The following is a 12,888-nucleotide window of genomic DNA, read 5'->3' as shown; positions in this document are numbered from 1 at the left end:
GGCTGCTCGACCGGCAGGGTCGAGCATCCCGTGCGGCGGGCCGCTCGATCGGCGGCTACGTGGTCTTCACCGCGTTGTCGCCGTGGTTGCCGATGACCTCGTAGGCGGTGCTGCCGACGGCGCGGACGGGCTTGGCGTTGACGTGGCCGGTCGCCCACTGGTTGCCGAGGACGGAGACGGCGCGGGCGTTGAGGGCCTCGACGCAGTGGGTCCAGCCGGAGCCGGCGTCCTCGCAGGCGAAGATGTTGCCGGTGATGCTGAAGCCGACGGTGCGGGCGGTCGGCGAGACGCCGAGGATCGCGATGGCGGGGTAGGTGTTCGCGGCGGCCTTGCCGCCGTTGCTGATCGCGTTGCCGACGATCTGGATCTGCGCGAGGTCCTCGGTCAGCCACGGCGGCATCGTGTAGACGAGGGATTGCCGGCGCGCCCCCTCCATGATGTTGTTCGCGATGGTGATGCGGCGGTTGCCGCGGAGCTCGATGTTGATCTGCGGCGAGCCGTCGAGGTGGTTGCCGAGGATCCGGATCGGGCCGCCCTCGATCGAGAGGTCGGCGTAGCTCGCGCCGATGTTGTTCTCCACGATCCAGGAGTCGATCATCCGGTAGCCGGTCCAGATGCCGGTGCCGGTGCACTGGTCGATGCTGCAGCGCTGGATGCGGTTGAGCAGGCCGAGGTCGCCGAAGGTGCCGTCGTTCAGGCGCATGCCGTAGTCGGTCCAGCCGTAGAGCTGCAGCGAGTCGAGCACCGTCTTGTCCAGGTGCGCGGAGACGCAGGGCGAGCCGAGGCCGTTCGCGTCGAGGATCAGGTTGTCGAAGCGGCAGGCGGAGAAGGCGCCGGTGACGACGGGGGCGTTCGTCAGCGAGCGGATCCGGGTGGACAGCTCGCCCGCGCCGCGGAAGGCGATGCTCGCCAGGCCCTCGGCGCGGCCGATCGATCCGGCGATGCGGTAGATGCCGCGCGGGAAGTACACGACACCGCCGTAGCTGGCGACGGCCGCGTCGATCGCGGCGTCGATGGCGGGCAGGTCGTCCGTGCTGCCGTCGCCGGTCGCGCCGTAGTCCTGGACGTTGAAGACGAGCTCGCCCTTGGCGACGGGGCGCTCGCCGGAGACGGTGCGCACCGCCTCCGGCAGCTGGGCGACGGGGACGGTGGCCGTGGAGTCGAGGCCGGCGACTCCGCCCGGGGAGGCGATCTCGGAGTGCAGGACGGGGTCGGAGGGGGCGGTGCCGGCCGCGGCGGCGCCCAGGGGGGAGGCGAGGAGACTGCGACGGGTGAGGTCGGCGGTCAGTGCGGTGAGAGGGGGCATCCGCTCACAGTCGACCGGTCGGGGAGGCGGCGCCGACCTCCGAAGTGGGGCGTTGGGGCCGCAGGGATCGTCGACAGTCCGGCGGAGGCGGCGCGGAACGACCCACGGCCTAGCATGCCACCATGCCCCGTACGCGCGAGCTGAGCCTCCTCGATCTGGCGATCGCGGGCGTGCTGAGCCTCTTCGCGCTCGTGCTCATCGCCCGCGCGACGGCCCTGCTGATCATCACGCCGCCGGTCAGCTGGGCGTTCGTCGCCGCGTTCGGCGTGGCCGTCGCGCTCACCGCGGCCTTCCGGATCGCCCTCGGCCGCCGCTCGGGCATGCCGGTCGCGGGCCTGACGGTCACGCTCCTCGTGATCATGCAGCCGGAGGCCGACCCGTTCCGCCTGCTCGGCGTCTGGACGGCGGCGAGCCTGGTCACCCAGCTGCTGCAGACCCGGAACCTCGCGGTCGCGGGCTATGTCACGGGACTGGGGTCCCTCGCCGCGCTCCTCTACGTCACCGTCTTCCAGGCGGGGAGGGCCGTGCTGACGCCGCCGATCGCGCTGCTCGCGGCGAGCGCGCTCTTCCTCGCCGTCATCCTGCTCGTCGACCTCCTCCGCCAGCGCGGCCGCTGGGGGATGCAGTGGGAGCGGGGCTTCGGCGCCCTGTCGCCCAAGCGGGTCGGCTTCTACCTCCTCCTGGTCTGGCTGCTGAGCACGGCCGTCTGGTTCCTCGACGCCGTGGTCGTGCCGGCGATGGCCGGGGACCGCGCCATCGAGCAGAGTCCGATGGTCGTCCTGGTGGTCGGCGCGCTGGTCTTCGGCGTGGCGAAGCGGATCGAGGTGCGCGGCGTGCGGCGGCGGCTCGCCGGCGTGCTCGACGCGGCACTCGCGCTGCCCTGGGGGACCGTGGAGCAGGCGGAGCGGAAGATCGTCCGCCACGCGCTGACCTCGATCGAGGCGGACGCGATCGAGGTGCGCGACGAGCCCGCCTCCGGGCGGGAGATCGCCTCCGCCATGCTCCTGCCCGACGGCCGGACCCGGTACGTCGTCGCGTCGAAGCGGGTGAGCGCGATCCCCTTCAGTGGCGACGACGAGCAGATCCTCGACGCCCTCGCGCACATGGGCGCGGACACGCTGGGCACCCGCTACGACGTCGAGTCGCTGCGGCGCTCCGTCGACCACGACGCGCTGACCGGGCTGCCGAACCAGCGGGTGTTCCAGTCGGCGCTCGCCGCCGCCAACCGCGACCGGCGGCCGTTCGAGGGCATCGCGGTGCTCTTCCTCGATCTGGACGACTTCAAGGACCTCAACGACGGCCGCGGGCACCACGTCGGCGACAAGATGCTGCGCCTGGTCGGGGAGCGGCTCGCGGAGGTGGCCGACGAGGGCGGAGTCGCCGCGCGGGTCGGCGGCGACGAGTTCGCGCTGGTGCTGCGCGGACTCGACTCGGCCGAGGACGCGCGCCGGCGGGCGCAGGCCCTGGTCGAGCGGGTGAGCGAGCCGGCGACCGTCGACGGCGACACCCTCGCCCCGGTGGTGACCGTCGGCGTCGCGTTCTCGGCGCACGAGGAGACGGACCCGACGACCATCGTGATCGAGGCCGACCGCAGCATGCTCGCGCTCAAGCGCGGGCGGGGCCGCAGCGGCCGCGGGCGCTCGAGCAGCCTCGACGTCACCTCGGTGCTGACCGACCCGGTGCGCGAGGTGGCGTCGCGCGCCCTCCGCGACCGCACCCTCGACCTCGCCTTCCAGCCCGTCGTCGACCTCGGCACCGACCGGATCTGGGCCTACGAGGCGCTCGTGCGGCTGGAGGACCCGGTGCTCGGGCGGATCGACCCGTCCCTGCTGATCCGGACGGTGCGGCACGCCGGCCTGCTCGACGAGCTGACCGTGCAGGTGGTGGAGAAGGCGATGTCCGCCGCGGCCTGCTTCCGCGACTCCGGCGCCGGGGTGGAGTGCATGAGCGTCAACGCGGACCTGGAGCAGCTCGCCGCCGAGCGGCTCGGCCCGTACTTCGCCGCCGTGCCCGAGCGCTTCCCGGGCCTGCGGTTCTGCCTCGAGCTCAGCGAGGGGTCGCTCGCGGCGGCGACGGACGAGCTGCGCGCGCAGGCCCAGCTCCTGCGCGACGCGGGCGTGCTGCTGGCGCTGGACGACTTCGGCACGGAGGGCTCCTCGGCGCTCGCCGTGGCGACGTTCCCCCTCGACGTCGTGAAGCTCGACCGCGCCCTGATCGCCGATCTGACGACCGAGCTGCGCCAGCGCGAGATCGTCCGGGCGATGCAGTCGTTCGCGGTCGCGGTCGGGGTGCGGATGATCGTCGAGGGGGCGGAGGACGAGGAGACGGTCGCGGTGCTGCGCGAGCTCGGAGTGACCGATGTGCAGGGGTTCGTCTACGGCCGGCCTGACACTCGGACGGGGGCGGAGCAGCGGTTGCTCACCACCGGATCGGCTGTCGGCGACTGCCTAGACTGACGCCAGAACGGGGCGTCCTCTCCCGCACTTCCGCGGTCTCCCGCCGCTCCTCGTGCACGACCGTTCCACTCTCCATCCTCGAGCGCCGGACCTCCCGGGCTCCCGTATGCCGATCGGAACCCCGCCCCATGGCTCCTTCGCTCCTGCCTCGACGCGCCCTCGTCCCGGCCCTCGTCCCGGTGCTCTGCCTCGGTCTCGTCCTCGGCGGCGCGACCTCCGCGTCCGCCGCCGACCTCGTCGATCCGGCCACCGGCGGCGTCGTCCAGGGGCTCGAGAGCGACGCCGTCGTCTCGGTCGCGGCCGGCTCCGAGCCGCAGTTCGTCACCGTCCCGGTCGCCGACGGGGTCGTGCCTACCCGCGTGATCGCGTCGCTCGCTCCGCTCGAGCCGCTCACCGGCACGCTCTCGGTCATCGTGTCGGGCCGGGTCGTGCAGACGCTCGACGCCGCCACCGCGACCGCGATCGACGCGCCGGTCCAGGCCTCCGACGTCGTGGACGGCGTGCTCGCGGTCGGCTTCCAGCTCGGCGGCTCCGGCGACTCGGGCGGCGCGCTCTGCGAGGTCGGGAGCGAGGTGCTGAGCGTCTCCGGCCTGGGTGTCGTCGTCGACGGCACCCCGACCGCGCCGACCACCGTCGGCGACTTCTTCCCGGACGCGGTCACCGGCGTCTCGATCGTCGTGCCCGACGGCGCCGACGACGCCCTGCGCGCCGCGGGCCTCTCGGCGGCGGCCTCGCTCGCCTCGCGCTACTCCTCCGGAACCGCGATCACCGTGTCGGAGGAGAGCGCGACCGAGGGCCGTCCGGCGCTGGACGCCGCGCAGGGCCGCATCGTGCGCTTCGCGGCGGGGGACGGCGACGTCGTCAGCGCGATCGGCGACGCCGGTGGCGTGCCCGAGCTCACCCTCACCGGGGCGGAGGCGGACCTCGCCGCGGCCGGCGCGGCGCTGGGCAGCGAGTACGCCGGCCTCGCCTCTAGCGCGACCACCACCGGTCTCGCGCAGAAGGTCGTCCCCTCGAGCTCGCTCGAGCACACGCTGGCCGACTTCGGCACCGAGCGCATCGCCCTCGGCAGCACCGGGGCGTCGACGAGCTACACGACGATCACGCAGTCCGCGTTCGGCGGGCCGGTCTCGAGCGTCGAGCTGAACCTCGTCGGCACGCACTCCGCCGTCCCCGAGGGGATCACCGCGACGGCGAACGTCTACTGGAACGACTTCCTGATCGGCTCGACGGTGCTGGGCCAGGACACCGACGTCGCGATGACGCTGCCGGTGCCGACCGGGCAGCTCAGCGCGTCCAACGGCCTCTCGGTGACGCTCTCGGCCGTGCGCGAGAGCGACGGCGCCTGCATCGGCTCGGCCGACTCCGTGCCGATCGAGTTCTTCGTCGACGGCGCGGGCTCGAGTGTCACCGGCGTCCGCGGCGAGTCCGCGGCGCCCGGCTTCGGCCGCTTCCCGCAGGCGTTCGGCGGCGAGCTCGCCGTCGCGTTCGGCGGCTCCGCGACCGGCGCCGACGCGCTGCGCAGCGCCGGCGACCTCGTCACCGCGCTGCAGCGGGTCGACTCCGACCCCCTCGCCGTCTCGGTCGTCGGGGTCGACGAGTTCGTCGACTCCGACCGCTCGGGGATCGTCGTCGGCGCGGGGACCGACGAGGCCGAGGCGCTGAAGACGCCGCTGCGCCTCGCCTCCTTCACCGCGATCGACGCCTCGCGCCTCAGCTACGGCGTCGGCACCGAGGCGCCCTACGCGGCCCTCGAGGCCTTCACCACGGACGGCCGCGACATCGTGCTGCTGGGCGGCTGGAGCGCCGACGGCGACGCGACGGCGTCCTCCGGACTGCAGTCCTCGATCGCCGGCTGGGCCGCGGAGGAGGGCTGGACCTCGCTGTCCGGGAACCTCGCCGTCTCCGGTTCGGCCGAGTCCGACCCGGTCGCGATCGACAGCAACGAGATCACGCCGCAGGACGAGGTGAAGGACGACTACTCCTCCTACGCGATCTGGTTCGTGATCGCGGTCGTGGTGATCGGCCTGCTGATCCTCCTCGGCTGGCTGGCGCGCCGCCGCCGGTCGCGGAAGGTCGCCGCCTACGTCGACGCGCAGGAGCGTGCGGCCGGCGAGCCCGCGGCCGCCGACTCCGCCGCCGACTCCGCACCCGCCTCCGCGCCGGCCGCGGAGGGCGACCACCCCGCCGCGCGCCACTCCTCGACCGACTGACCGAGCGCATGACCAGCACGATCGCCGCCCCGCCGCCGGTGGCCGGCGCGCCCGCCCGCCTCCCCTGGTGGCGGGAGGCGTGGGCCCGCCTCGGCCGGCCGGTCACCGGGCGGCAGGTGCCCGGCACGGTCGTGATCCTGGTGGTCTCGCTGCTGGTGGGCTTCGCGGCCTGCCTGGTGACCACCTCCTCCGGGATCAACCTCGCCTACGCGGACACCCAGAGCCACCTCGCGATCTCGCGGCGCATCTTCGACTCGAAGGCGCCCGGCTTCACCCAGCTCGGCACGGTCTGGCTGCCGGTGCCGAGCCTGATCCTGATCCCGTTCGTGCAGTCGCTCTGGCTCTGGCACACGGGCTGGGCCGCCGGGCTGCTCGGGATGATCTGCCTGGCCGGCACGGCCTGCGGCGTCTACCGGATCTCGGCGCGGGTGGGCCACCTGCGCGCCGGCCGGCTCACCGCGGTGCTGCTGGTGCTGGCGAACCCCGGCGTGCTCTACGCCTTCTCGACGGCGATGACGGAGCCGGTGCTGATCGTCACGATGGTCGGCTGCTTCTCAGGGCTGGCGCACTGGGTCACCAGCCGGCGCAACCTCAGCGCCGGCGAGATGATGGTCTTCTCCGGCCTGCCCGCCGCGGCCGCGACGCTCTCGCGCTACGAGGGCTGGGTGCTCGTCTTCGGCGGCACGTTCGTGGTGCTGATCGTCGCCTGGCGGAAGAAGCGCTCCTTCGTCTACGCGATCAAGATGGCGAGCGCCTTCGGGATCCTGCCGCTGATCGCGATCGTCTGGTGGCTGGTGTACAACTTCGCGGTCTACAGCAACCCCCTCGAGTTCATGAACGGCCAGTACTCGGCCGCGAATCTGCAGAAGGCGGTCGCCGACGCGGGGCTGCTCGCCTACCAGGGCAACGCGGGGCTCACGCTCTGGTCGTACAACTGGGCGGTCCTCGAGACCTCGGGCCTGCTGACGGTCGCGCTCGGCCTGGCCGGTGCGCTGGTGCTGGCCTGGCGGCGCGGGATCTCGGACGACGCCCTCGTGATCTGGCTGATGATCGTCTCCTACGCCTTCTCGCTGCTGAGCCTCTACCTCGGCCAGACGCACATGAACAACGATCAGACCCTGCCGACGAACTGGTGGAACAACCGCTACGCGCTGTCGGTGCTGCCGTTCCTCGCGGTGCTCGGTGCCGTGCTGGTCGACGCGCTGCGGCGGGTGCCGCGGATCGGCGCGGGCGCGCTCGGCCTCGTGCTGGTGCTGCTCGGCGCGCAGACGGCCTGGTGGGCGCAGGACCTGGACCGCAACGCGGTGATCGCGGAGGCGACCGGCTACGTCTCGATCAAGGAGGCGTCGGGCGCGACCGCGGCGGCCCGGTTCCTGAGCGAGAACTACGACGGCGGCGGCATCCTGATCGACGAGAGCGCAGCCGGCAACGCGCTGCTGCCCGAGATCGGCGTGCCGCTCGCCGAGTACTACAACCGCTCGGCCGGCGAGCTGTTCGACGAGGCGCTCGCCGCCCCGTACACGCACGCGAAGTGGGTCTTCGTGACCACCGCGGACGCCCCCGAGCTGAGCGAGACCGGCGTCGCCGATCTCGTCTACGACGCGATCACCCGCGACTCCTCCTTCGACACCCGCTACCGGCCGGTGTTCGCGCAGGGGATCTACGTCATCTACGAGCGGCTCGGAGGCTGACCATGGCGACGACGACGCCCCGGGTGGGCGAGATCCTGCTCTCCCGCGGACTGATCACGGCCGAGCAGCTCGACGAGGCGCTGCGCCGCCAGGAGCGCGAGGGCGGTCTGCTCGGACGGCATCTCGTCATCGACGGCGCCGTCACCCGGCGCGAGATGTACGGCGCGCTCGCGGAGCAGTGGGACGCGCCGATGCTCGACCTGGTCGAGGAGCCGCCTGGGGCCGCGCTGCTGGCCCGCATCGGCGCCTCCACCCTGGTCGGCGCGGGCTGGGTGCCCTGGCGGGTGCTGCCCGATGGGACCGGCGTGATCGCCACCTCCGTGCCGCCGACCGAGGCGATGCTCGCCGAGGCGCGGGAGATGCTCGAGGTCGACGTCGTCACCGTGCGCACCACGACCGACTGGGACATCTTCCAAGCGGTCGAGAGCGCCTGCCGCGCCGCGCTGCTCTTCGGCGCGGCCGACTCGCTCGCGGTGCAGAGCGGTGACGAGTCGGCCAAGTCGGGGCTGCGCCGCTGGCAGGTGATCACTCCGCTCGTGGTCGCCGCGATCGTGATCGTCGGAGCGGTGCTGGCGCCGAGCCTGACCTTCGTGATCGTGCTCGCCTCGGCCAACCTGCTGTTCCTGATGAACATCGCCTTCAAGGCGCTGGCCGGCCTGCGCGCGCCGCTCAACCAGAGCTCGGTGAAGGCGTGGGAGGAGGAGGTGGCGCTCGAGCGCGGCCGCCGCGGCCTGGACGTCTCGCCGCCGCGGATGACGGACGACGAGCTGCCGATCTACACGATCCTGATCCCCGCTTATAAAGAGGCCAACATCATCAGCAAGCTGCTGGTGAACATCGGCGCCCTCGACTACCCGAAGGCCAAGCTCGAGGTGCTCGTGCTGCTCGAGGCCGACGACGACGAGACGATCTCGGCGGTGCGCCGGATGAGCCCGCCGGAGTACGTGCGGATGGTGATCGTGCCCCCGGGCGGCCCGCAGACCAAGCCGCGCGCCTGCAACTACGGGCTCAGCTTCGCCCGCGGCGAGTTCGTGGTGATCTACGACGCCGAGGACCGGCCCGACCCCGACCAGCTGCGCAAGTGCGTGCGGCTGTTCCGCGAGGACGCGTTCGAGCGCGAGCACGTGGATCCGGAGCAGAAGCAGCTCGTCTGCCTGCAGGGGGCGCTGAGCTACTTCAACGCCGACTACAACGTGCTCACCCGGATGTTCGCGGTCGAGTACGCGCACTGGTTCGGCGCGATGCTGCCGGGCCTCGACCAGTCGCACCTGCCGATCCCGCTCGGCGGCACCTCGAACCACTTCGAGACGCGCGTGCTTCGCGAGCTCGGCGCCTGGGACCCGTACAACGTGACGGAGGACGCCGACCTCGGCCTGCGCGTGGCCGCGCACGGCTACCGCGTGGGCGTCGTCGACTCCAACACCTGGGAGGAGGCGTGCGCCGAGGTCCCCGCGTGGATCAAGCAGCGCACCCGCTGGATCAAGGGCTACATGATGACCGCGGGAGTGAACACGCGGCACCCGATCCGCTGGTTCAAGGTGAACGGGGTGCTCGGCTCGCTGAGCCTGGTGGCGCTGATCATGGGGACGCCGGTCGCGTTCCTGCTCTACCCGCTGGTGCTCGGCTTCACCGTGATCACCTACATCGGCGTGCAGTTCCTGGGGCTCGATCTGCCGGAGTGGCTGATCGTCGCGGGGACGACGAACATGCTCTTCTCGAACACCCTGATGATCGTCGTCTCGGGGATCGCGGCCTGGAAGCGCTACAACTGGCGGGTCGCGGCGTTCGCGATCCTGAACCCCGTCTACTGGGTGCTGCACTCCATCTCGGCCTGGCGCGCGGCCTGGCAGATCGTCTTCAGCCCGCACAAGTGGGAGAAGACCCCCCACGGCCTGACGGAGGACTACGAGGACTCGACGATCGGCGCGCCGGCGTAGGTGCGCTCGCCGAGACGTCCCGTTCCGGTCGAGGCGTCCCGTTCCACCTGGACGTCTCGACCGTTCGAGGACGCCTCGGCGGCGTTAGAGCGGCGGGGCCGCCAGCAGCACGGCGCCGGCCGCGGCGCTGAGGGCCGCGACGAGGCACCAGCGGTCGGCGCGGACACGGCAGCCGCCCGCGCGGGCGAGCGCAGCGAGGCCGGCCGCCAGCACCGTGGCGCCGATCTGCACCGTCGCCGATGTCCGCATCAGCGACCACGCCTCGAACGGAGGCACGCGGCCCCCGCCGGGCAGGAACGGCAGCCCCGCGACACTCGCCGACGCCAGCAGCAGGAGAGCCGACCCGACCGCCAGGGCGACCACGACGTGCCCGAGCACCTCGGCCGCCGCCCGCTTCCGGGCGCTCGGCGCGGCGATCTGCGGGAGGACGGCGGGGGCGCTCGCAGCACTGCGGAGGGGCATGCGCCGAGCGTAGAACGCGGCCGTCTGCGGCGGACCCCCTTGCAGATCCCCCTTCCGGAGGTGATTCCGCGGGGGACGTCGATCCAGCTCCCGTTGCGCTCGCGTTGTTATACATCGGGCCGATGTATAACGTCGCGGCGGCCTCTCGGTGGACCGGACTTCTGACGGTGGTGGATCTCGATACGCCCGCTGCGCGGGCTACTCGATCAGCAGGAGGCGGCGTGCCGCTGACCATCCATGCTGGTCGAGCAGCCCCGGAGGGGCGTATCGAGACCCGGCGTCAGATGTTCAGGCGGTTGAAGATCGGGGACGGCAGCAGGCGGATGACCGTCATGATGACGCGCCACTTGGCCGGGGCGTAGGCGACGGTGCGGCCGGAGGCCATCGCTGCGGCGACGTCCTTCGCGACGGAGTCGACCGGGGCCAGCGAGGCGCCGCTCTGCTTGAGCGAGGCGGTCATCGGGGTGTCCGTCGGGCCGGGCTTGATCAGCACGACGGACAGGCGCGAGCCGGCCAGGCGGTGCTGCAGGCCCTGGGCGAAGCGCTCGACGAGGCCCTTGGCGGAGCCGTAGACGTAGTTGGTCTTGCGGCCGCGGTCACCGGCGACGGAGCCGATCACGCCGATGCTGCCGGAGGTCAGCGCGTTCGCGTACGCCTCCATCCAGAGGGCCACCGAGACGCCGGTGACGACGAGCACGTCGCGGGCGACGGCGAGGTCGGCGGACGCCTCGTCCTGGGTCGTCATCGCGCCGTGGGCGATCAGCACGGTGTCGGGGGCGCCGCCCTCGAGCGAGGTCGCGACGACGGAGGAGATCGCGGCGGGGTCGGTGAGGTCGACGGCGGCCACCGACAGCGCGGCCGCGGGGAAGCGCACGCGCAGATCCGTCGCCAGCGCCTCCAGCCGGCCGGCGTCGCGGCCGACCAGCAGAGCCGAGCGCGCGCCCGTGCCCAGCCACAGCCGCAATGTGTGCTCGGCGATGGCGGAGGTCGCTCCGACCACGACGATCTTGGAGGGGGTACCAGTGCTCACGTCAGCTCCCGAGGACTCGGCGCGAGAAGCCGGAGGAGATCCCCGGGTCGCGCTGGAGGGCGAATTCGGCGAGGCGCGGGAAGCCGGCCTCGAACATCTCGCGCGTCATGCGCGCGTCCTTCGCCGGGTACAGCCGGCCGCCCGCGGCGAGCACCAGCGCGTCGAGGCGCTCGAACAGCGGCAGCGCGACGGGCGTGTTCGGGAAGTCGAGCGCGAAGCAGACCCCGGGCGCCGGGAAGCTCAGCAGCCCCGGCGACTCCAGCGCCCCGAAGGTCTTCAGCACGCCGAGGAAGGAGCCGGTGCCCGAGGCCGCGATCAGGGCGAGCATCTCGCGGGTCGTCTCGAGCGCCCCCTCCCACGGCACGGTGCTCTGGTACTGGTAGAAGCCGCGCGGGCCGTACATCGTGTTCCAGCCCTCGATCGCGTCGAGCGGGTAATTGAACTGCTCGTAGTGCTGCACGGAGCGGCGGGCGCGGGTCGCCTTCAGGCGGTAGTAGGCGCGGTTGAGCAGCGGCAGCGTGGCGCGGTTGACCACCGACAGCGGGAACGCGAACGGCACCTTCAGCGAGCCCGGCCGGGTCTCCGGCAGCTCCGGGGCGGCCGTGCTGTCCGCGCGGGAGTAGACGCCCCGACGCCCGCCGCCCGTCGTCACGTCGATCCAGGCGACGGTGTGCTCGAAGACGTCCATCGACTCGTGCACGAGATCGAGGTAGCCGTCGAGCGTCTGGAAGGGCACGTCCTCGCTGACGAGCCACGGCCCGGGGACACGGGCGAGCCCGAGCTCGACCTCGACGATCAGCCCGGTCAGCCCGAGGCCGCCGATCGTCGCCTCGAACAGCTCGACGTTCTCGGTGGGCGTGCAGCGCGAGGACGACCCGTCGCTGCGCAGGAGCGTGAAGGAGCGCACGTGCCGGCCGATCGTGCCGGCGGAGGCGTGGTTCTTGCCGTGCACGTCGTTCGCGATCGCGCCGGCGAGGGTGACGTTCTTCGTCCCGGGAGTGACCGGCAGCATCCAGCCTCGCGGGGAGAAGACGGCCTGCACGTCGCGCAGCAGCACGCCCGGCTCGGCCCGCAGGACGCCGGTCTCCTCGTCGAAGGCGAGCAGGCGGTCGAAGCCGCCGAAGTCCCAGATCCGGCCGCCGCCGTTGAGGGCGACGTCGCCGTAGCTGCGGCCGAGCCCGTAGGCGATCCCGCTGTCGCCCGCGGCCAGCGCGGCCTGCGCCTGCTCGACGCTCGTGATCCGGGTGACGCGGTGCTCGTCGCGCGAGAGCAGGCCCCAGGAGGAGACGGGGGTGGTCATGCGGGCTCCTCTCGCGGGCCGGAGAACGTGACGTTCTTGTCGAGGTGGTACTTGGCGACGTAGCCGATGGCCAGGCCGATGACGGCGCCGGTGTAGCGGGCGAAGTCCGTGCCGAAGAGGTAGTCGAAGCCGAACTCGAAGCCCCAGAAGATCAGGGTCGTCACGCCGCTCATCACGCCGTAGAGCAGGAAGGTCTTCAGCCCGTGCACCGCATTCATCGTCTCGTGCTTGAAGATGAAGCGCTTGTCGAGCACGTACTTGGCGATCACCCCCGTCAGGGTGCCCGCGAGCACGGCGGCGATCGTCGCCCACTCCGCGTCGACGGCGAGCTCGACGAGCATCTGAGTGCCCAGATTCACCGCCGTTGCAAGGATCGCGAAGACGACGTACAGCGCGGCCGTCCGCATGCGCTTCCCTCCGTGGTGCTCCGGTCGTGAGCGCTGCGGATCCGGGCGGATGGGAGCGCGTTCACCCCCGATTGTAGGTTGGGCCC

The 12,888-nt window shown here is 72.3% G+C and carries 9 protein-coding genes; 4 read left to right on the top strand and 5 right to left on the bottom strand.

The window, feature by feature from the left end:
- Positions 1-55: 55 nt before the first annotated feature.
- On the bottom strand, positions 56-1,306 hold the full coding sequence (locus MT351_RS05080; protein WP_243581437.1) for a glycosyl hydrolase family 28-related protein: 1,251 nt from the start codon (positions 1,304-1,306) through the stop codon (positions 56-58).
- Between the two features lie 122 nt (positions 1,307-1,428).
- On the opposite strand from MT351_RS05080, the gene MT351_RS05075 reads away from it, so the two are divergent.
- The 4 genes from MT351_RS05075 to MT351_RS05060 all read left to right on the top strand — a co-directional run bounded on the left by MT351_RS05075 (position 1,429) and on the right by MT351_RS05060 (position 9,603).
- Positions 1,429-3,762 carry a bifunctional diguanylate cyclase/phosphodiesterase gene (locus MT351_RS05075; RefSeq protein WP_243581436.1) on the top strand — a complete coding sequence of 778 codons (2,334 nt, stop codon included), beginning with the start codon at positions 1,429-1,431 and terminating at the stop codon, positions 3,760-3,762.
- A 128-nt stretch (positions 3,763-3,890) separates the two neighbouring features.
- Complete coding sequence (locus tag MT351_RS05070) at positions 3,891-5,975, top strand: hypothetical protein (protein WP_243581435.1); 2,085 nt, start codon at positions 3,891-3,893, stop codon at positions 5,973-5,975.
- Positions 5,976-5,983: 8 nt separating this feature from the next.
- Positions 5,984-7,666, top strand: a complete 1,683-nt coding sequence (locus MT351_RS05065) for a glycosyltransferase family 39 protein (protein ID WP_243581434.1) — start codon at positions 5,984-5,986, stop codon at positions 7,664-7,666.
- Positions 7,667-7,668: 2 nt separating this feature from the next.
- Entirely contained in the window at positions 7,669-9,603 is a 1,935-nt protein-coding gene (locus MT351_RS05060; RefSeq protein ID WP_123736192.1) for a glycosyltransferase, read from the top strand.
- A gap of 84 nt (positions 9,604-9,687) precedes the next feature.
- On the opposite strand, the gene MT351_RS05055 is transcribed toward MT351_RS05060, so the two are convergent.
- From MT351_RS05055 to MT351_RS05040, 4 genes are all read right to left on the bottom strand, one after another.
- Positions 9,688-10,065, bottom strand: coding sequence for a hypothetical protein (locus MT351_RS05055; RefSeq protein WP_123736193.1), 378 nt, complete (start codon positions 10,063-10,065; stop codon positions 9,688-9,690).
- Positions 10,066-10,345: 280 nt separating this feature from the next.
- A complete protein-coding gene (locus tag MT351_RS05050) occupies positions 10,346-11,095 on the bottom strand; it encodes an SDR family NAD(P)-dependent oxidoreductase (RefSeq protein WP_243581433.1) in 750 nt (249 codons plus the stop codon).
- A 1-nt stretch (position 11,096) separates the two neighbouring features.
- Positions 11,097-12,395 (bottom strand): FAD-binding oxidoreductase, encoded by a 1,299-nt coding sequence (locus MT351_RS05045; RefSeq protein WP_243581432.1) that lies wholly within the window; start codon positions 12,393-12,395, stop codon positions 11,097-11,099.
- Positions 12,392-12,802, bottom strand: coding sequence for a GtrA family protein (locus tag MT351_RS05040; RefSeq protein WP_243581431.1), 411 nt, complete (start codon positions 12,800-12,802; stop codon positions 12,392-12,394). Before MT351_RS05040 ends, MT351_RS05045 begins: the two co-directional genes overlap by 4 nt.
- Positions 12,803-12,888 lie beyond the last annotated feature (86 nt).

Source organism: Rathayibacter sp. VKM Ac-2926 (assembly GCF_022815565.1).
In the GTDB taxonomy this organism is placed as follows: domain Bacteria; phylum Actinomycetota; class Actinomycetes; order Actinomycetales; family Microbacteriaceae; genus Rathayibacter; species Rathayibacter festucae.
The sequence above is the reverse complement of the archived record's forward strand: the minus strand, read 5'-3'. Positions and strand labels throughout refer to the sequence as shown.